This is a genomic window from Ensifer sp. R-19, from assembly GCF_049905105.1.
In the GTDB taxonomy this organism is placed as follows: domain Bacteria; phylum Pseudomonadota; class Alphaproteobacteria; order Rhizobiales; family Rhizobiaceae; genus Ensifer.
The window spans coordinates 167,701-188,612 of record NZ_CP184570.1 but is presented as its reverse complement, the minus strand read 5'-3'; the positions used below and the strand labels follow the sequence as shown (position 1 = coordinate 188,612).

At 60.9% G+C, this 20,912-nt stretch carries 13 protein-coding genes; 2 read left to right on the top strand and 11 right to left on the bottom strand.

Going from position 1 to position 20,912, the window contains the following annotated elements:
- Nucleotides 1-120: 120 nt before the first annotated feature.
- From ACN9MO_RS20230 to ACN9MO_RS20200, 7 genes are all read right to left on the bottom strand, one after another.
- On the bottom strand, nucleotides 121-1,740 hold the full coding sequence (locus ACN9MO_RS20230; RefSeq protein WP_057249293.1) for a dihydroxyacetone kinase subunit DhaK: 1,620 nt from the start codon (nucleotides 1,738-1,740) through the stop codon (nucleotides 121-123).
- Nucleotides 1,741-1,750: 10 nt separating this feature from the next.
- Nucleotides 1,751-2,746: an ABC transporter ATP-binding protein gene (locus ACN9MO_RS20225; protein ID WP_113132455.1), complete on the bottom strand. Its 996-nt coding sequence runs from the start codon at nucleotides 2,744-2,746 to the stop codon at nucleotides 1,751-1,753.
- On the bottom strand, nucleotides 2,739-3,836 hold the full coding sequence (locus ACN9MO_RS20220) for an ABC transporter ATP-binding protein (RefSeq protein WP_113132454.1): 1,098 nt from the start codon (nucleotides 3,834-3,836) through the stop codon (nucleotides 2,739-2,741). The genes ACN9MO_RS20225 and ACN9MO_RS20220 overlap by 8 nt, the downstream gene beginning before the upstream one ends.
- Nucleotides 3,837-3,840: 4 nt before the next feature.
- Nucleotides 3,841-4,029: a hypothetical protein gene (locus ACN9MO_RS20215; RefSeq protein ID WP_057249296.1), complete on the bottom strand. Its 189-nt coding sequence runs from the start codon at nucleotides 4,027-4,029 to the stop codon at nucleotides 3,841-3,843.
- Complete coding sequence (locus ACN9MO_RS20210; protein ID WP_058327521.1) at nucleotides 4,026-4,964, bottom strand: carbohydrate ABC transporter permease; 939 nt, start codon at nucleotides 4,962-4,964, stop codon at nucleotides 4,026-4,028. The genes ACN9MO_RS20215 and ACN9MO_RS20210 overlap by 4 nt, the downstream gene beginning before the upstream one ends.
- A complete protein-coding gene (locus tag ACN9MO_RS20205) occupies nucleotides 4,961-5,908 on the bottom strand; it encodes a carbohydrate ABC transporter permease (RefSeq protein ID WP_057249298.1) in 948 nt (315 codons plus the stop codon). The genes ACN9MO_RS20210 and ACN9MO_RS20205 overlap by 4 nt, the downstream gene beginning before the upstream one ends.
- A 209-nt stretch (nucleotides 5,909-6,117) precedes the next feature.
- Nucleotides 6,118-7,452, bottom strand: coding sequence for an extracellular solute-binding protein (locus tag ACN9MO_RS20200; protein ID WP_113737563.1), 1,335 nt, complete (start codon nucleotides 7,450-7,452; stop codon nucleotides 6,118-6,120).
- 273 nt (nucleotides 7,453-7,725) lie between these two features.
- Between ACN9MO_RS20200 and ACN9MO_RS20195 the strand changes: the two genes are divergently transcribed.
- Nucleotides 7,726-8,763 (top strand): LacI family DNA-binding transcriptional regulator, encoded by a 1,038-nt coding sequence (locus ACN9MO_RS20195; RefSeq protein ID WP_113132451.1) that lies wholly within the window; start codon nucleotides 7,726-7,728, stop codon nucleotides 8,761-8,763.
- Nucleotides 8,764-8,852: 89 nt separating this feature from the next.
- On the opposite strand, the gene ACN9MO_RS20190 is transcribed toward ACN9MO_RS20195, so the two are convergent.
- From ACN9MO_RS20190 to ACN9MO_RS20175, 4 genes are all read right to left on the bottom strand, one after another.
- The gene (locus ACN9MO_RS20190; protein WP_425987454.1) at nucleotides 8,853-15,857 is read right to left on the bottom strand and encodes a tetratricopeptide repeat protein; all 7,005 of its coding nucleotides are present in this window, start codon (nucleotides 15,855-15,857) and stop codon (nucleotides 8,853-8,855) included.
- Nucleotides 15,858-16,018: 161 nt separating this feature from the next.
- Complete coding sequence (locus ACN9MO_RS20185; protein WP_162770994.1) at nucleotides 16,019-16,849, bottom strand: polysaccharide deacetylase family protein; 831 nt, start codon at nucleotides 16,847-16,849, stop codon at nucleotides 16,019-16,021.
- 1 nt (nucleotide 16,850) lies between these two features.
- A complete protein-coding gene (locus ACN9MO_RS20180; RefSeq protein WP_162733600.1) occupies nucleotides 16,851-19,022 on the bottom strand; it encodes a glycosyltransferase family 2 protein in 2,172 nt (723 codons plus the stop codon).
- Nucleotides 19,023-19,030: 8 nt separating this feature from the next.
- Nucleotides 19,031-19,879, bottom strand: coding sequence for a glycosyltransferase family 2 protein (locus ACN9MO_RS20175; RefSeq protein WP_425987451.1), 849 nt, complete (start codon nucleotides 19,877-19,879; stop codon nucleotides 19,031-19,033).
- Between the two features lie 711 nt (nucleotides 19,880-20,590).
- Between ACN9MO_RS20175 and ACN9MO_RS20170 the strand changes: the two genes are divergently transcribed.
- Nucleotides 20,591-20,893 carry a hypothetical protein gene (locus ACN9MO_RS20170; RefSeq protein ID WP_057249303.1) on the top strand — a complete coding sequence of 101 codons (303 nt, stop codon included), beginning with the start codon at nucleotides 20,591-20,593 and terminating at the stop codon, nucleotides 20,891-20,893.
- Nucleotides 20,894-20,912: the final 19 nt, after the last annotated feature.

Here is a 20,912-nt window from a genome sequence, read left to right as displayed (position 1 = left end):
GCGGCGTCTTACGATCCATCGGCGAGATGTGGCGGGCTTTCGATCAGACATAGACGAGAGGCAAGTCCCCTACGCCGCCGAACGCTAGGCTCGGCGGCGTCTCATGAGCGGCACGACAGCCTAAGCGGCCAGGTGCTCGAACAGCCGGGCGACGGCCTCGGCACCGGGGTCGACATGGCCCTCGAGCTGCTTTGCATTGATATAGGCCGCGCGACCGGCCTTGGCACGCGTCAAGGTGGAGGTGAAGTTCGCCCCCGTTCGTGCGGCAGCCGCTGCCGCGACCACGCTGTCGCCGAGCGCATCGAGCGCCGGAGACAGAGCATCGATCATCGTTCGGTCGCCGATCTTGGCGCCGCCGATCTCCTGCATGCGCGCAAGCCCGGTTCGAAGCGCCTCGCGCATCGGTAGACCGCTTGATGCTCCGTCGCCGGCGGCTGCGAAGAAAATGGCAAGCAGCACCCCGGAGGAGCCGCCCATAGTCTGGCTTAGCTCCTGGCCGATCGCACGCAAAAGCTGGGTGTGATCGGATAATGGCAGCCGATCGATCGCATTGATCAGGGCGCGAGCGGCTCCCGCCAGCGTCGAGCCCGTATCGCCATCGCCGGACTTCGCGTCGAGCGCATTGAGATCCTGCTCGGCGGCGATCAACACCTTGCAGCAGTCGATCAGGAATGCACGCGTTGCCCCATGATCGGATGCCATCGGCGTGATCGGAGTCAAGCCATCCGGCAACGCGCTGACGGCGATCGGTCGGACCTCCGAGACACCCGGCCAGGCGGCGATCGCCACCGGTGCCTTCAAAAGTTCAAGTTCCGCCTGGTCTGCTGCAAAAACCGAGACCGAGAAGCCTTGCATGTCGAGCGATGTCATCAGCGGCGCTGGACCAATCGTGTGAGTGATCCTTTTGCCGAGAGGCAAATTGATGAAGTCGTGGGCGAGCACCGACATTTCGAGCACCGAGGTGCCGCCCAGATTGTTGATCAGCGCGACGTGCGTGCCTTCGCCCATGACGGCTGCCAGACGCTCAGCCATGGTCGCCACCGCCGAGCGGGCGCCCGCAAAATCGATCTGTTCGACACCGGCCTCACCATGGATGCCGAGGCCGAGCTCCGCCTTGCCCGAAGGTATCCGTTCCTCCTTTGGCGACCCCGGAACCCGGCAGGTGTCCAGCGACATGCCGATGGTGTGCGTGCCGGCAATGACCTTCTTGGCTGCCGCCGTCACCGTGTCGAGATCGGCACCGCGTTCAGCGAGTGCGCCGGCGATCTTGTGCACAAAAAGGGTGCCGGCAACGCCGCGCGCCTGCGGCAGGTCGGGCAGCGCGATATCGTCCCCGACGACCACCATGCTGACCTTCAGTCCGAAGGCGCGGGCGCGCTCTGCCGCAAGACCGAAATTCAGCCGGTCGCCGGTGTAATTCTTGACGACGAGCAGGCATCCGGCCGGACCGGTCACGGCGAGAATGCCGGCAAGAACCGCGTCGACGCTCGGCGAAGCGAAGACATCGCCGCAGACCGCAGCCGTCAACATGCCGTGTCCAACGAAGCCGACATGAGCGGGTTCATGACCGGAACCGCCGCCTGAGACGATCGCGACCTTCGATTTATCCCAGTCGCTGCGCAACACGACCCGGATATGCGGATAGCCGTCAAGGCGGGTCAGCGCGCCGCCGGACAGGGCCAGAACACCGTCGATCGCTTCTGTCACGACATCTTCCCGCTTATTGATGAATTGCGCCATATCGAGCTCCTTAAGCCAAACGCATGCCTGCCGCATCGAAGTAGAGCGGCTTTAGAGGTTGAATCTTGATCGTTTCACCGCCCCGCAGCGGCGTGTGGGCGTCCGTGACGGTGATGAGATCGTGTTTCCTGAAGGTCAGATGCAGACGCGTCTGGTCGCCCAAGTGCTCGACGCGCTTGACCAGAGCATCCTCCCCCGCACCCTGCTGGATGTGCTCCGGTCTTAGGCCGATGCTTGCCGCGCCTAAGGGGGCGCCGGCAAAAATGTCGGCCGGAAGCACATTGATCCGTGGCTGTCCCAGCCGCGTCGCCGCATAGACGCTGACCGGCTGCTCATACACCGCGCGCGGCGAGCCGAACTGAACGAGCTTGCCCTCATTCAGCACCCCGACATGGGTCGCCATCGTCATCGCCTCGATCTGGTCGTGAGTGACGTAGAGCAGGGTTGCGCCCGACCTCGCCTGGATGCGCTTGAGCTCGATGCGAAGATCGGCCCTGAGCTTAGCATCGAGCGAACTCAACGGCTCGTCCATGAGGAATATCTGCGGATCTCGGACAAGAGCACGGCCGATGGAAACGCGCTGCATCTCTCCACCTGACAATGCCGTTGCCTTGTTGTCGAGCTTGTGCGCGATCTGGAGAACCTCGGCAACCTCCCTCACCTTCCGGTCTATCTCTTCCCTCGGCGTCTTCAACAGCGGAGATTTCAGCGGGAACTCCAGATTCTGACGAACCGTGAGGTGTGGGTAGAGCGAGTATTGTTGAAAGACCATGGCTACGTTGCGTTCGGCAGGCGCCAGCCCTTTCACTGGTTCTCCGTCGATATAGACGTCGCCGCGATCGGGGGTGTCCAAGCCGGAGACCATTCTCAGTGTCGTGGTCTTTCCAGCACCGGTCGGCCCGAGCAGCACGACGAAAGAACCGTCCGGAACCGTCAGTGAGACATTATCGAGAGCAACCGTACCAGCAAACGTCTTCGTCACGTTTTCCAAGACGACTTCAGCCATGTCTCAGCACTCCTTGATTGCCGTCGGATAACAGCACCTTGCCGGTTTCCGCATCGAAAACCGAAAGCGTTCTCGCATCGAATTCGAGGCCGATCTGCTCGCCTTCCTGAACCCGGTGGCCCGATGAAATGCGTGCCTTGAGGTCGCCGTGGCTCGTTGCAAGCGTCACGATCTGGGTGGTCCCGAGATATTCGACAGCGCTCACGCGGCCCCGATAGCCGCCGTCACTGACGAACTTCACATGTTCCGGCCGGACGCCAAGCGTCAGCCTTCCGGCGCGTCCTTCCCGCGAGGTCGGCACCTTGACCTCTATGCCGCCGAGATCGATAGCGGCGCCGCCCACGCCGATCATCCCCTCGAATTCCAGGAAGTTCATCGGAGGAGAACCAATGAACTGAGCTACGAATTTCGTCGCGGGCCAGTCGTAGATCTGCTGCGGCTTGCCGAACTGTTCGACGACCCCATGGTTCATGACGACGATCTTGTCGCCCATCTGCATCGCTTCGAGCTGGTCATGGGTCACATAGACGGTGGTCGCACCCATGCGGTCGTGCAGTGCCCGCAGTTCCTCGGCCATGTGCTCGCGGAACTCGGCATCGAGTGCGCCGAGGGGTTCGTCCATGAAGAAGGCCTTGGGGCGACGCACGATGGCGCGCCCGAGCGCGACGCGCTGGCGGTCGCCGCCCGAAAGGCCGCCGACGGGCTTGTCGAGAATGGTCTCGATCTTGAGAATGCGGGCGACTTCGGCGACGCGCGACCTGACTTCCTCGCCGCGCAAGCCCTGGCTGACCAGCGGATAGGAGATGTTCTTGCGCACGTTCATATGCGGATAGAGTGCAAACATCTGGAAGACGAAGGCGATATCGCGCTTGCTGGCCGGTTTCATCCCGACCTCTTCACCGTCGATGAAGATCTCGCCGCTCGTCGGCAGTTCCAGGCCGGCCATCATGCGCAAGGTCGTCGTCTTGCCGCAGCCGGATGGGCCGAGCAGCATGAAAAACTCGCCATCCTCAATGGTGAAGCTCGAGGAGCGCACCGCGGTGAAGGCGCCGAACTCCTTGCGCACATTCTGAATTCTGATCTGCGCCATCGGTTTACTCCGGAAAATGGCTGACGATGATGAACATCACCGTACCCAGCAAGGTTATGACGAAGGACCAGGAGTAGAGCGCGAGAGCGAAGGGCTGCATGAGCATGAAGACGCCCGCTGCGATCAGGGCCGATGCCAGCATTTCCCAGGCACCGCGGCGCAAGTGCAGCAATCCATTGAAGAATCTCGTCATTTGCGTACGGCTCCGAAAGTGATGCCGCGCAGCAGGTGTTTGCGCAGAAGAATGGTGAAGACCATGACCGGCACGAGGAACAGGGTCGCCCCGGCGGCAACAGCCGGCCAGTCCTGACCGCTGACGCCGATGATGGTCGGAATGAAGGGAGGCGCCGTCTGGGCGTTGCCCGAGGTCAAAAGCACTGCGAAGGCGTATTCGTTCCAGGCAAAGATCAGGCAGAAGATCGCGGTTGAGGCGATGCCCGTCGCCGCCTGCGGCAACACCACCTTGTAGAAAGCCTGGAACCGGGTGTAGCCATCGATGAGCGCCGCCTCCTCATACTCGACAGGTATCTCGTCGATGAAGCCCTTCAGCAGCCAAACCGACAGCGACAGGTTGACCGCCGTGTAGAGCAGGATCATGCCCGCATGGGTGTCGTTCAAGCCCAATGACCGGAACATCAGGAAGATCGGGATGGCGACGGCGATCGGCGGCATCATGCGCGTCGATAGAATGAAGAACAGCAGATCATCCTTCAGCGGTACCTTGAAGCGCGAGAAGGCGTAGGCGGCGGCCGTGCCGAGCACGATGCAGAGCACGGTCGAGCCGAAGCCGATGATCACCGAATTGGTGAAGCGCTCGGCAAAGCGCGACGGACCGGAGATGACGAGGCCATCCTTGCGAACCAGCCGGTCATACCATGTCTGCGGCTCGCCGACCGCCTTCAACTGCTCCTCGGTGAGCCGGGTACGCGTCGTGAAGACGTTGACATAGCCTTCCACCGTCGGCGTAAAGAAGGTCTTGGGCGGATAGGCGATCGCGTCGGCCGGCGACTTGAAGCTCGTCGCGATGATCCAGACAAGCGGTAGGATCGTGATCAGCGCGTAGCCAACGACCAGGATCCCGGCGAACCACTTTTGCCGTTGCGACGGCTCGGTAACGGAATAGCTCATCGTTGTTTGACCTTGTTCAGGGCTTTGACGTAGATCGACGCCAGGCCGAAGACGGTGACGAAGAGGATGACGGCGTAGGCGGATGCGTAGCCGGTGCGCCACTTCTCGAAAGCTTCACGCTTCAGGTTGATCGAGGTGAGTTCGGTGATCGATCCCGGTCCGCCGCCCGTCAGCTGCACGACAAGATCGAACATCTTGAAGTTCTCGATGCCGCGAAAGAGCACGGCGAGCATCAGGAACGGCAGTACGAGCGGAATGGTGATCGTCCAGAATTGCCGCCATTTGCTGGCGCGGTCGCATTCGGCGGCCTCATAAATGCTGCTCGGAATGGAGCGAAGGCCCGCAAGGCAGATCAGCATCACGAAGGGCGTCCACATCCAGGTGTCGACGATGATGATTGCCCAAGGGGCAAGCGACACATCGCCGATCATCGAGAAACTTGAGGGATCAGCCCCTGTCAGGAAACCGACTGCGTAGTTGAAGAGACCGATCTGTGGCTGGTAGAGGAAGGTCCAGAAATTGCCGACCACCGCCGGGCTCAGCATCATCGGCAGAACGATGATCGTGGTCCACAGATCGTTGCCGCGGAACTTCTTGTTGATCAGGTAGGCAAGGGAAAAGCCGATGAGCACCTGAAGGACGATCGTCCAGATCAGGAAATGGGCCGTCGCCTGCATGGTCAGCCAGATGTCCTTGTCGGACAGGATGCTCAGGTAGTTCTTGAGCCCGATGAACTGGACCTCGGCATTCGGCCTGTTGACGCGAAAATTCGTAAAGCTCAGTCGGACCGTCCAGATCAGCGGAAAGATATTGACCGCGAGAAGCAGGACGATGGACGGGGCAACGAACAGCCAGGCCAGCGACCGATCCGAGAGACCTCGGACCCGTTTGGCAAGGGCATGCGGTGTCGCTCCCGCGACCCGGTCCACTGTTGATTTCAGCATGGGTAGTTCCCTCATTTGACTGCCGCGCCGCGCGTCTCAATCGAGGCGCAAAGGCCGTTGCAGCACTTTGAATTACTGCATGTTTTCGTCCTTCAATCGACCACGATCGAAGGAACCACGCAGAAGGCGGCGACAGAACCGGGGAAAATCCCCGGCTCCGTGTCGCGCCATGGCGCGCTGGGAGGTGCACAGCCATGGCCTGATGGCGGTCAGTACTTGCCTTCGTCGTCGAAGATCTGCGTCCAGTCCTTGACGAGACCGTCGAGTGCATCCTGCGCAGAACCCTGGCCGGCGACCACATAGTCGTGGAAGCGCTTCTGCGTCGCCTGAAGCAGCGAGGCATAGGATGGCTCAGCCCAGAAGTCCTTCACGATCGCCATGGAGTCGAGGAAGGTCTGGGCATAGGGCTGACTGGTTGCAAAGCCAGGATCTTCGACGACTTTGCGCAGCGCCGAATAGCCGCCCATCTGCCACCACTTCTGTTGGATTTCCGGCTGGGCGAACCACTTGATGTAGGCGAGGGCATCGTCCTGCTTCTCGGACGCTGAGACTACGGAGATGCCCTGGCCGCCGAGCTGCGCGAAGGCAACGCCATCGGGACCGGCCGGGTTCGGGAAATAGCCCGACTTGTCGCCGCCCACATTGGCATCGGCATTGATGCCGGGCCAGGTAAAGGCGAAGTTCATGTGAAGGGCAACCTGGCCTGACTTGTAGGCGTCGATGTCCTCGGACATGTAGGCGTCGGAATGCCCAGGCGGCGTGCAGCAGTCGTAGAGCGCCTTATAGAATTCCAGCCCCTTCACCGCCTTGGCGGAATTCACGTATCCCTCGAGCTCGTAGGGCTTGTCGGGGTTTTGATACTCGAAGCCGAAGCTGTAGAGCACGTCCATCGCACCCATGGTGATGCCTTCGGATCCGCGCTCGGTGTAGATCGCAGCGCCGTAGACCGTCTTCCCGTCGATCTCCCGTTTCTGGAAGAATTCGGCGATTTCCTTGAGTTCGGCAAAGGTCTTCGGCACAGCAAGGTCGCGGCCGTACTTACTCTTGAATTCCGCCTGCAATTCGGGGCGGGCGAACCAGTCCTTGCGGTAGCTCCAGCCGACGACGTCGCCGAATGCCGGCAGCGCCCAGTAGTTTGGTGAGTTCTTTGGCCATTCGGCATAGCCGACGACGGTTGCGGGGATGAAGTCGCTCATCTTGATCCCTTCCTTGTCGAAGAAATCGTTGAGCTTGACGTACTGGCCGTTTTCAGCCGCACCGCCGATCCACTGGCTGTCGCCGATCATGAGGTCGCACAGCTTGCCGCCGGAGTTCAGCTCGTTCAGCATGCGGTCGGCGAAGTTCGGCCATGGCACGAACTCATATTTCATCTTGATGCCGCTCTTGGCCTCGAAATCTTTGCTGAGTTCGACCAGGGCATTTGCCGGATCCCATGCCGCCCAGCAGAGCGTCAGCTCAGCTGCGCTTGCGTGGCCGGTGTTTGCGACACTTGCCGCCAGCAGGGCACCCGATGCGGCCAATGATTTGAAATGACGAAGTTCCATAGCTGGGGCCTCCTCCCCTTCCTCCCGACCTCCATCGGAAGCTGAAAACGCCTGTGGCGAATAGCGGGCGCAAAGCGACGTTTCTTCGTGGGCAGGCCTCCCTCGCATCGCTCCGTGGCCTCACGCACTCCTCTGCCGGCCACAGCACTATTTTTATTGAGGTGCGCACCTCAATGCAAGCAAATTTTGAGGTGCGCACATCAATTCTTGCTTTTCGATTGCTTTTGTTGGAGGAATCGCCCTGAAGGATCGAGAGCAAAGAGAAGCGATTGCATGCGCCCTACCGCGAAAGATCTTGCAGAGGCAGCCGGCGTGAGCCTGGCCACCGTCGACCGCGTGCTGAACGACCGGCCGAATGTCAGCAAGAAGGCGTTCCGCAAGGTCAACGACGCCATCGAGCGCATCGGCTTCGTCAGGAACCCGGCGGCGGTAGCACTTGCGCGCAACAAGACCTACCGGTTTCGCTTCGTCCTTCCCGTCTCCGGCGACCAGTATCTGAGCGAACTGATCGGGCGCGTCACCGAGGCACGCGACGCGCTGCGCGCCGATTCCACCGAGGTCGAGGCCGTGCAGATCCCGATGGCAGACCCGCACCACGTCGCCAAGTATCTGAGCCTCATCGATCACGAAACTCTCGATGGCGTCGCGGTGATGGCACCGGAATCGCCACAGGTTCGCGATGCGCTGGTGCGGCTCGTGGAACGAGACGTGAGGGTCGTGCAGTTCCTGTCAGGCCAGGAACGGCTGGAAAGGGCCGACTATGTCGGTATCGACAACTTCGCGGCCGGCGCCACGGCCGGCAAGATCGCAGGCCGCTTCATCGGCAACCAGCCCGGCAAGATCATGGTCGTGGCGGAGACCATGATGGCACTCGACAGCATCCAGCGCCGTCTCGGCTTCGACAGCATCATCAATGCGCAGTTTCCGCATCTCCAGTGTCTGCCTTCCCTCGAAACCTATGCTGACGAGAAACGCGCCGAATTGATCATCAACAGGACGTTGCAACACAACCCCGATACGCTTGCCGTCTATGTGCTGAGTTCCGAGGCGCGAGCGCCGTTAACGGCGGTCTGGAATGCGCAGGGCTCGCGTCAGCTCACCGTCGTTGCTCACGAGCGCACGCCGTTCAGCGAGCGGGCGTTGATGGACGAACGCATTGATGCCCTGATCGCCCAGGACCCCGGCCATGCGGTCAGAAGCGCACTGCGCATCATGCGCGCCCGCGCAGATCATCGCGAGCTGCTGGCTTCGCAGGAGAGGATTCGCATCGAGATCCTGCTCAAGGAAAATCTTCAGTTTCAGGGCCCCTAGAAAGGCGTTGGCAGCCGCAGCCGGCCTATACAGGCAGTGGCGATCAGGGTCGCACGGGAAGACGGGCTTCCCCCAATCGCGATATTGCTTCAGAACATCTGGGCAAGCGTCTCAACGACCCGCGGCGTCGAGAGACCTTGATTGCATTGGCGCCCCGGAAGAAGCGTGCGGCATTGCCGGGCCATTGCCCTTTGGGCGGCCGCGTTAAGCCGTCCGTCAACCGGCCCGACGCGCACACCGTTTTGGCGCAATTGTGCTTCTATCAGGTAGGCAAACAGTCGAGGGTTGGTCCTTGCCAAATCACGCACGACCCTTTGGCGTTCCGGTTGTGTCAGGGACTTAAACCTGTTGCTGAGCGCCGCAAACGCGCTGGCTTTTGCCGTCGAGGCATCCAACAGAAAGGTTTGAATGCTCTTTTCGGGGCCTGAGAGCAGGTCGGCCGACGCGAGCAAGACCGACTTCGCTTTCGCGTTGTCCCTTTTTACGAGTTGTGTGCGGCCATCGCGCTTGCCATCACGATAGGCTTCGATCAAATCGATTGCCGCAATCCGATCGCCCTCCTTGGCAGCGTTCTGCAGGACGGCGAGAGCCGTCTTGCTGCTGCGCGTGACGCCTTGACCGTAAAATAGGGCCTCAGCGACAACCGATGATGCTCCGACCACTTTCTCGTCTGCGGAGCGTTGGAGCAAGGCCATGCCCGCAGCTGCATTCTTGCGTGTCTTTGTCAACGCCTTGAAGCGGCCGAGCGCCACATTGGCACCCGGGTTCCCCGTTTCGAAGGCCATCTGGTAGTACCTTTCGGCCTCCTTCGTATTACGCGGGACAAGACGTCCGTTGTTGTAGGCATCACCGAGTCTGAGCATCGCTGAAACGCTACCCTGCTCCGCTGCGGCCTTATAATGTTTCACAGCCAGCTTCGGATCTTGCGCAGTAACTTGCCCCCCGCCGTAAATGTCACCGAGGGAGAGCAGGGCGGAAGCTGAGCCCTCGGCCGCCAGCGATGAAAGCACATTGACCGCCGAAGCGACGTCCTTCTTTATGCCTTGGCCGCGTGCTTCCATCTCGGCAAGGCGTATTTTGGCGTCCACATCGCCCTGCTCGGCTGCCTGGCGATAGTGCTCAAGCGCAGCGCTGTAGTCCGCCTTTACATCATCTCCCTCGGAATAGAGGTCGCCCAGCCGTACATGCGCCCGGACGGATCCCAAATGCGCCGCCTTCTCAAGCGCCGCGACGGCAGGCGCTGGCTGCAAAGGGATACGTCCGGAGAGGTAGAGTTCGGCGAGTGTGACCAGGAGATCCGGGCTCTCGCTTGCTCCGAGTGCACGAAGCTCCGCCATTCCGGCATTCACATCTGGCTGTGTCCCCTCGCCCCTGATTGTCAGTTCGGCGACACGTAGCTGGCCTTCCAGGTTACCTTGATCTGCTGCTGTGCTATAGACCGCAAACGCCTTACCTGGATCGTCCGACCGATAGCCGTCACCAAGCCTCAACATGGCCCTCACGCTGCCTTGATCTGCGGCTTGCTGGTAATATTGCCGAGCCCGCAGCGGATCAGCTGGCACCGTTTGACCCTTGGCGTAAAGGTCGCCCAAAGAGTAGGCCGCGCCCGCTTCACCTTGGGCGGCAAGCATCGCGAGTTCGCCGGTGGCGCTTCCCGCGTCGGGAGCCATGCCCCGGCCGAGTGCCTTCATTTCAGCGAGCCGCACCTTCGCCTCCAGGCTGCCTTGATCGGCCGCCTGGCGATAGTGCTCTAGCGCGAGAGCATGGTTGACCGTTACGGCATTCCCGGCGGCGTAGAGATCGCCGAGCCGTACATGCGCCGGCACCGAGCCGAGGCGCGCAGCGCGCTCCAAGGTTGTGATGCCGAGTTCCGGCTGCATCGGCACGCGACCGGACAAGCAGAGGTCGGCCAGCGCTTCCAGTACGTTCGGATTATCACTTTCGGCGAGCGAACGCATCGTCGCAACGCCTTGCGGGACATCGCGTAACGTCCCTTCGCCACGGATCGTCAGCTCCGCAACACGCAGGCTGCCGTCTAGACTACCCTGCTTGGCCGCTGCGCTAAAGGCGGCGAAGGCCTTGCCTGGTTCGCGACCTCGATAAACGTCGCCGAGCCGCAGCAGCGCCGTCAAACTCCCTTGTTTTGCGGCTTGTTCGTAGTAGTGGGCGGCCCGGATCGGATCATTGGGCATCACGCCTGCACGTCCATAGAGATCGCCAAGGGCGAGTGCAGCGCTGGCTTCGCCTCTGTCGGCAAGCACCGCCAATTCGGCACTGGCGGCCTCCATGTTCTGCTCTCCACCTTGGCCTCGGGCCTGCATCTCTGCAAGCCGTATCTTCGCCTCGACGTTGCCCTGTTCTGCCGCCCGGCGGTAGTAGCTTTGGGCCAGCGGAAAGTCGGTCGTGGCTGCCTCGCTTTTCGAATAGAAATCCCCAAGCCGCAGCAATGCGGCGACATTGCCTTGCGCGGCGGCCTGTCGATAATAGTCCGCCGCACGGGCGCGATCGGCCGGCACCGCCTCGCCCTTGCTATAAAGATCGCCGACGGCAAGCGACGCCTCGGCCCCGCCGCGCGCGGCAAGGTTTTCCAGCTCGGTCTTGGCAGCGGAGAGGTCCTGGGGGATGCCCTTGCCCTGCGCCCGCATTTCCGCAAGCCGAACCTTGGCCTCCAAATTGCCCCGCTCTGCCGCGCGGCGATAGTGATCGAAGGCGGCCGCAAAGTCCGTCCTCCCCCCCTTGCCCGCGTAATAGAGGTCGCCCAATCGAATATTCGCCGTTGTGCTGCCTTGCGACGCGGCTTGCCGGAAATATTGCACTGCTTGCGCGGGATCAGCCGGCACAACTTTTCCGTCACCATAAAGATCACCCAATGCCAGTGAAGCCTCCTGTCTGCCGGATGCAGCAAGGCTTTTAAGCTCGGCCTGGGCCGCCGCGAGGTCCTGCGGAACGCCAAGGCCCCGGGCTTTCATTTCCGCAAGCCGGACCTTCGCCTCAACGCTACCCTGGCTTGCCGCCTGACGGTAGAAGTTTTGCGCGCGAGCGTAGTCAGTCATGGCCGTCTGGCTCTTGGAGTAAAACTCGCCGAGACGTATCATCGCCGTCACGCTGCCGCGCTCGGCCGCCTGGCTATAGTACTCGACCGTGCGCCCAGGGTCGGCTTGCACAACCTCCCCCTGGCGATAGAGCTCACCGAGAGAAAGCGCGGCTACTGTCTCTCCCTTTTCGGCCAGGGCAGCCAATTCTTGTGTGGCCGATGCCACATCCCGCGCCATGCCCTGTCCCCGGGCCTTCATTTCGGCGAGCCGGACTGCGGCCTCTGTGTTCCCCCGACCGGCAGCCTGCCGATAATAGTTTTGCGCCAGAGCAAAGTCCGCCACTGGCGACCCGCTTTCGGAGTAATAGCTCCCCAGTCTCAGCAACGCGGTAATGCTGCCGTTCTGGGCGGCCTGCCGGTAGTAATGCAGCGCTCTCACCGGATCGGCTGGGACCACGTCTCCCGCGCCATAAAGGTCCCCGAGCGAGATCGCAGCGGCGGTCTCTCCCCTGTCGGCGAGCGCAATCAATTCACGCGTTGCCATTGCTACGTCGCGGGCAGTCCCCTGGCCCCGCGCCGTCATTTCAGCCATCCGGATCTTTGCCTCGTTGCTGCCGCGCTCTGCCGCCTGGCGATATTGGTCGAATGCTCCGGCGTAGTTCGTCGCCAAAAGACCGCCGGCAGAGTAAAGATTGGCCAAGCGAAGATGTGCGGTGGCGCTTCCCTGCGAGATCGCCTGCCTATAGTAGTTGACGGCGGCTGATGGATCTTGGGGTACGACCTTTCCTTCGGCATAGAGATCACCAAGGGCGAGGGACGCGCTGGCCTCCCCTCCCTTGGCAAGCGCCGCCAGCTCGGCGGTGGCAGCCGTCACGTCTTGCTTGACGCCCAGCCCTCTTGCCTCCATCTCCGCAAGCCGCACCCTTGCCTCAACGCTGCCAAGCTCTCCGGCGCGGCGATAATAGCCGGCAGCAAGGGTTGGGTCGGCAGGCACGACCTGTCCATTGCTGTAGAGTTCGCCAAGCGCAATCGCTGCGGCTTTTTCTCCTCCTTTTGTCAGGGCGGTCAATTCGCTTGTCGCCGACGCGACATCCGGCGCCATACCCTGGCCGCGCGCCTTCATTTCGGCGAGCCGAACCTTCGCCACCAAATTCCCTCGTTCAGCAGCGCGGCGGTAGTGGTCTAGCGCTGCCGCGTAATCCGTCGCCGATGTGGTGCCGGCGGAATAGAGGTCGCCAAGCCGCAAATACGCAGTCATGCTGCCTTGCGTGGCCGCCTGGCGATAATATTGCAAACCCTGCGTCGGATTGACCGGTACGGCTTCTCCCCTGCCATAGAGGTCGCCCAACGCCAGCGCGGCAGCCGTCTCACCTCGCTGCGCGAGCTCGGTCAGTTCCCGGGTCGCGGCGGATACGTCCCGCGCAATACCTTGCCCGCGTGCTTGCATTTCGGCGAGCCGGATCTTGGCGCTCACATTCCCCCGGCCGACCGCTTGACGGTAAAAGTCCTGCGCAAGCCCGTAGTCGAGCATCGTCGGTTGGCCTTGTGAATAAAAGTCGCCGAGCCGCAATAAGGCGGTCACGCTGCCCCCATCGGCAGCCCGCCGATACTGGCTGAGAGCTTTCTCAGGATCGAACGCGACAACTTCGCCCTTACCATAGAGGTCGCCGAGAGCCAGTGAGGCATCTGCCTCGCCCGCTGCTGCGAGCTGCTCGAGTCCGGCTTTCGCGGCGGCGATGTCCTGGTTGATGCCGCGCCCCCGCGACTTCATCTCCGCCACCCGTATCTTTGCGTTGACGTTTCCTGCATCTGCGGCCTTGCGATAGAACTCGATGGCGCGCGCGTAATCGGCGGCGGTCCGTTCACCGTCGGAATAAAGGTCGCCAAGGCGAAGAAGCGCCGTGACACTGCCCTGTGCAACTGCCTGCTGATAGTAGAGGAGGGCCTGAGCTGGCTCGGCTGCCAGAGCCTGTCCGTCACTGTACAGATTGCCGAGCGATAGCGAAGCGCCCGCGTCCCCGGCCGACGCGAGAGAATCCAACTCTGCCTTCGCGGCTGCAACGTCCTGCGTTGTGCCGCGTCCTCTCGCCTTCATTTCCGCGAGCCGCACCTTCGCACCGACGTTTCCCCTCGCCGCTGCCTGCTCATAGCTTACTCTTGCGGCCCTATAGTCGCCCGTTAGTGCGCCCTGGGTGAGGTAGAGATCGCCCAGTCGAAGCAAGGCCGTTATGCTTCCAAGCGCGGCAGCGTGCTGGTAATATCCGGTTGCGCGTGCCGGATCCGCCCGGGTGACTTCCCCGGAGTAATAGAGATCACCCAAGCTAAGGGCGGCAGCCGGTTCACTCCGTTCGGCAAGCGACGTCAAAATTCGCGTCGCCGTCGATACGTTGCGAACGAGCCCCTGCCCGTGAGCCTCCATTTCTGCGAGCCGCACCTGGGCGCTCACGCTTCCTCTGCTGACGGCGCGCCGATAGTAGTCCTGCGCGAGGGTATAGTCTGGCTTAGCCCTACCGTTGCCGGCGTAGAGATCGCCAAGCCGTGTCAGCGCAGCGACGCTTCCCTGATCGACAGCACGCCGATAGTGGAGCCAGGCTTGGGCAGGATCGGCTGGCATGACATCCCCACGGGCGTAGAAATCACCCAAAAGAAGGGATGCCTCCCCCTCGCCGCGGGCTGCAAGGTTTTCCAGTTCGGCTTTGGCGGCGGCGACATCCTGCGGCACACCTCGGCCCATGGCCGTCATTTCTGCCAACCGGACCTTTGCACTGACGCTGCCCCTAGCGATTGCGGCACGATAGTATTCCAACGCACGTCCGTACTCGGGTCGGGATAACTCGCCTTGCGAATGGAATTCCCCGAGCCGGAGCAACGCCGTGACACTGCCCTGAGCGGCGGCCTGTCGATAGTAGATCAGAGCTTTGGCGGGCTCGATGGCTAACGCGCGCCCTTCGCCATAGAGATCGCCAAGCGCCAAAGAGGCACCGGCCTCCCCTGCACTTGCAAGCGTCATCAGTTCCGTCGTCGCCGCGGCAAGATCCCTCGGCATTCCGCGCCCTCGCGCCTTCATTTCCGCAAGCCGTACTCTCGCGCCTGGATTGCCGTTCGCTGCGGCCTGTTGATAGCTTTGAACGGCTGGACCATAGTCGCCAGTCACCGCCCCCTCATCCGCATAGAGGTCTCCAAGCTGCATCAGCGCCGTCCCGCTGCCACGGGCGGCGGCCTGACGGAAGTATTTTGCCGCACGAACCGGGTCGGCCAGCACGACATCGCCTTTCAGATAGAGACTTCCAAGGGAGAGGTCGGCAATCGGTGCGCCGAGATCGGCCAGAACCTGCAATTCGCGCACCGCCTTCGTCACGTCGCGGGCCATGCCTTGACCACGCGCCTGCATTTCGGCAATCCGAACTTTTGCATCCACATTTCCGTGTCCCGCAGCCAGACGGTAATGAACAAGCGCGGCGGAATAGTCCGAAACCAGGACTGTTCCGGCGTAGTAGAGTTCGCCGAGCCTGAAGTGCGCCCTTGCGGAACCCATATCTGCCGCCTTGCGCAGCGCCGAAACCGCCATATCGGTCTGTTCCGGTATGCGTCCGGAAAGGCAAAGCTCAGCTACTAGCTCCAGCACGCTGGGATTTTCGGATTGACCGAGCACGCGCAGGCTCGCCTCGCCTGCCGTCACATCGCGTTTCGTGCCCTCACCCCGGATCATCAATTCCGCCATCCGCAACTGCGCCGCGGGGATCCCCTGATTTGCCGCCTCGGCATAAGCGGCAAATGCCTTTTCGGGATTGCGAGGGACGAGTTCGCCACGACTGTAGAGATCACCGAGACCAAACAGCGCGCCCCGATAGCCGTAGGCTGCCGCACGTTCGTAGAGAGTAAGCACGCGGGTGCCATCGGGCGCTTCGTTGACAACCTCACCCGAGCCTCTCGGCTGCGATACCGCGACAATCGCATCCGGCCCGGCATTGCGCAGCATACCTTCATACTCGCCGAGCAGACGATCCACGGTCGTGGCATCGACCTTGCGTGCAATGTAGAGGTCAGCCAGTTGCGCCAATGCCCGGCCTAGGTTGGGCTGGAAGACAACCTGTTGCCCTCCTTCAGACCGATCGTGTTGGGATAGAGGGTCGATCGCTGAGGTTTCCGGCGCGGCGGCAGACGCCGACCCGGCCCACAGGACACCGACAGCGACAAGTCCGATCCAGCCTGAGGAACTCATCACGCCCCACTTTCTGCTCCGGCCACTTGGCGCCTTGGAAACACCGAGCGGTGCAAGGCGCGCAGGCGTCTTGCTGCGCGCCAACCGGTGGCAATCAGCCGATCGGCTGGTGGTGCGACGGGAAGCTGCGGCGTCTCGATCATATCCAAGAGCGCGTCTGGCGTTACTTCACTGGTGACAACAATGCGAGAAAGAGCGAAGAGATTTTCCGTCTCGTCGCTGAGCGCGTGACGAACACGGCAGGCGGCGAGGTATCCAGCATCTTTTGCAATCCTGCGCGTTGCGCGGGACGCGTAGCCATGAGGGTATGCGAATGTGGTGACTGCCGCGCCCAACCCGTCTTCCAGGGCCTTTTTGCTATCGCGAAGCTCGCTGGTAGCCTTTGCAAAGGACAGCGTGTCAAGTTCGGGATGAGTTACAGAGTGCGCGCCGATCTCGATCCCGGCGTCGTGCAGGTCACGCAGCGCGGACCAGTTGAGCATTGGGCGATTGCCTTCACCGAGATCCGCAAGCCATCGGGCGGTCGCCCCCACGAAACCGGTGGCGACATAGAGTGTGGCGGCAAACTTCCGGTCGACCAGAACCGGCATTGCGGCTTCGGCAAAGTCGCGAAGTCCATCGTCGAAGGTAATGACGCAGGTGCGCGGAGGGATCGGTTGTCCGCTGCAACGCAATAGCGCAAGGTCGCGAACCGTCATTGAGCGGTAGCCGCGCTGCGTCAGGGCCTGGAGATGTGCGTCCAACTCCCGCTCGGTCACCAGCCAGCGTCGATAGGCCGGGCCGCAAGTGCGGCCGACGCTGTGATAGACCAGGATCGGGATAGCTTGCATGTCAAACCTCTCTTTCTGCCGGTCGTCTTTCGTCAACGCCATTACGCGGTCGATCGTCGCGCCGACGTTTTGCTAGGCTGCGCAAATAGCCTGGTACACCTGCAAGGATGCCAAGGCGCTCCATCCAGACGAGTCGTAGCGGGTAGTCGCTTGGTAGCCGCGCGGTTTTCTGCGATGTCGGCCCGGCCATGTGTAAGATGCCTGCTGGAATTGCCGCAGCGAGCCGAATAGCCCGACGTGGTTCGTCGACAACGATCTTCGTCAGGTAGGCGCCAAGCCCCATGCCATAACAAAAGGCTTGCCGACGCATGCCGTCTTCGCCGCGGCGGTGGTAGTGCCAGATAATGCCCTGAGGCTGGTAGACCAGTCTAAAGCCGCCGCTAACGATGGCGAAGAAGGCAGCAAGGTCATCGCCGCCACGCGCCAGCGTTCCAGCACCGAGTGCTGCATCGAAGCCGCCAAGCCGGCGCAACGCACTTGCCCGGAACGCCATGTTGGCACCTGAACCGAATTGACCAGCGGTGAAGGGAAAGAGCATGCTTTTGGGACGGTTCGCCTCCAAATCGTAAACTCGACGTTGCAGCCCCTTCCCGAAGCCGCCATGCCGCTCCGTCCAGACCTGCGCCCGAGTTTCGAGTTCGGCTGGCAGGATCAAACCGGTCACGCAACCGACAGCCTTATCCTCCTCCATCGGCGCCGCCATCGCTTCGACCCAATGTCGGTCGAGCACGACGTCATCATCGGTAAAGAGAACGATGTCGCTGGACACGTAGCGCAGGCCAGTATTGTGTGCCCGTCCGAGCCCCGGGGTTGGCTCGAGCACATAGTGCACCCGTCCGCGGTAATGTGCCGAAATCAGATCCAATGTCGCCTTCGAGGCCGGAGCGTTGTCTACAACGTGCACCTCATCGGGGGCGCGGGTCTGATCAAACAGCGACGCGAGGCAGCGATCCAGGCTCTCTGCGCGATCACGCGTTGCAATCACCACCGCCACTCTTTCACGCGCAGGCGCACGGTTGGAGTTAACTGAAGGCAAGGACCGCACGGAGCCGATCTCCGCGAGCAAGTCTGCAGGCGCAATCATGGGGCCAGAATGCTGCAACTCGACGAGTGCGAGCGGCTGCGCGCCAGAGCGGATCAAACAGAAAACGCCGCCATAGGGCACATCGCCGCTCGGCCTGGTAAGGTCGATCGCCGGAAGTGGCTTGGTATGGTCTATGTCTACGATCTTAATTGGGCGGAAAGGACTTGAGCGTCTGGAGAATTTTGCGGCAAGATAGGCTGCCGTCGTAAACATAAGCCCCGCGACGATTGTGAACGCACGCATCGGCCCCGAAGGGTCAAGTCGCGTCACCATATCCATTAAGCCGCGAAAGACGCCAGCCGGCAAGGTGCGGGTAACATAGGCACGCTCGGCACCAAGCTTGTCGCCCGCCCCTGCGGTTTCGACCACAGCACTTTTCGAGCGTCCCTCAGCCTGGCATCGTCTGCGGAAGTAGGCCCACCGCGTCCGTTCTCTGGTAACGTGGTGATGAACCACGGCTAGCGGATCGTAGAGAATGACTGCTGCCGGGAAGTGCCGGCGGGCGCGAATGCAAAGCTCTGTTTCCTCGCACCCGGCGGCATCCTGGCCACTGCGACCGAGACCCTCGCGAAAGCCGCCCACGGCATCGAAGACGGTCCGTCGGAACGACATGTTGCAGCCAATCGGATTGCGAACCGGGCTCAGCCTGTTCGGCAGGCCCTTGTAACTGCAGCCGACCACCCACTGGAATTCTTCTGGAAACCAGCGCGGTCGCTGATCTGGCCAAAGTGGCAGCACCTTGCCACCGACGCCGATAATGTTTGGATCCACAAAGTGCAGCGCGAGCCGTTGCAGCCAGTCGGCTTCGGCGACAGCGTCGTCGTCAAGAAACGCAACGATATCGCAGGGCGCGGCGGCACGCACGCCGGTGTTTCGCGCACCCGAGAGGCCTCGCGCCCCGTCATTGGCGATCACCTCGACACCTGGGTAAGAGGTCCGCATCTCCCGCAGCAGGTCGTCGTTGTGGTCGATGACGACGACGAGCCGATCAGGTTTGCCGTCTTGTTTCAATACCGAGTTAATAGCGTCGCCCAGTTGTAGGCGGCGCTCATCGCAGTAAGCGCAGATCACAACCGCAATCGAAGACATGGCAGGCCTCAACCTGCCCGCTGCGTACGGTTTCTGACCATGGCACCGGCGCGACTGCGTTGACTGAGGCCCAGCCGAGCAATTGTCTTCAGGACGCGCCAGCCATCGGGAATCGTGCGTAGATTGCTGACGCCGTGGATCCGCGCATATTCCCGGCTCGGAAGCTCCGCTATGGCGAGGCCTGCTTGTAGCGCGCGGATATTCATTTGCGTTTCGATCTCGAAACCGGTCGCGGACTCGACCCGCAAATGGGGTAAAACGTCACGCCAGAAGGCGTTGTAACCGTAGCAAAGATCGCTGTAGCGACCGCCGAAGCGCAGACGCACCAATTGCAGCAGGCCCCAGTTTCCAAGACGTCGGTACCATTCCATGTCACGCGTATCGCCGCCTTGGAGAAACCGCGAACCCTTTACGAAATCGGCGCCTGCAAGCAATGCACCCACAAAACCAGTCATCTCTTCGGGGTCAGCGGAACCATCCGCGTCAAGGGTGATGAGGATGTCTCCGCGGGCCGCGGCGAAACCAGCAGCAAGCGCCACCCCTTTTCCAAGGCGCGGCTGCTCTATTACGACGATATCGGGCATAAGTTCGCGCGCAACGGCGACGGTGCCATCGGTAGAGTTTCCGTCGACAAGGATGACCTCGTCTATCCAGGCGGGTATGCGTGGCAGGACATGCGGTAGGTTTTTTGCCTCATTTACCGTAGGGACGATGACACTGACCCTCGGGACAACGATGGCCCTGTCCATGGTGGACGGGCGGAGGGCTGCTCTTAATGAATTGTGAAAATGCTCACCCATCTTATTCAAAATCCTCCAACCAAAAAAAAAAGAAAATTGAAAACAATAAGCGTTCATCCCCGGTCATGCAGATGGCCGCGGAAGAGAAAAGTGTGTATTACTTGTACATATTCAGTTTTATTACAATATTCTAACTTTGTAAACTACCGCGTGAATTTCTTGAAAAAGAGCACTTTATAGTAGAAGCCGTTATTTTCCTTGGTTTATTCCAAGATAGGCTCGATGGTACCGTTTTATTGCAGAAATATGTCACAGTATAATGGATGGAATAGTTCCGTTCACAAAAAAATTTAGGAAACAAATTCTCTCTCGGACGCAATTTCTCCGGCATCGTTATATTTATACCCTTTATTTTTCTCTGGAAAATAAGATATTTTCCGAATTTCAATACATACACCTCAATATCAGCAACTCCTTAAATGAGAGAATTCGCCGGAGATCCATAACGAGCGGAGCCACACTGTGAGCGCATATGGCTGACTGCTATCCACACACGTTGTCGTGACCAGAGCGCCTCGTCGCCGCGTCAGTTAAAGAACAGCTCGCCCTCGGATATCCTGGTTTGTGTGCCGTAGAAGCACAACATAGCGCCGCGCAAAGCTGAGCGCAGTCGAATCTAACCGATTGAATTTGCCTAGTTATGAGGGATAACGGAGGATTGCGACCCACGAAGGTTGCAAGATCGATGGCTTATCAAGCGGGAATCGCGTATATTTGCAGCGCGAGGCATGATGCAGATTACCGTGCAATCAAAGGTAAGCGAGGCTGATGCAGTCGGAAGAACATATCGCCAAGGCACCGACAACGGACCCAGTCAAGCGGTGGATGAAGCTCATGGAAGAGTGGAACGCTCTGATTGCGGACTTGAGGGAATTGCGACGTTCCATCGCAACAGCCGCGAGCGCGGATAACGCTACCTTAATCCAGGCCGAGGCGGCGCTCGTCGCCAAAGGCCAGGCGCTTAAGGAAGAGATTGACGCTGTTCTCGGCGAGGCTGCCAGTCAACGCCAGCCAGTCAACGGCCCACTGATTGTCGGAACCCTTATTCCGACGCCCAAAGGCGAGCAATAGCACACGTTCAGCCTAACGC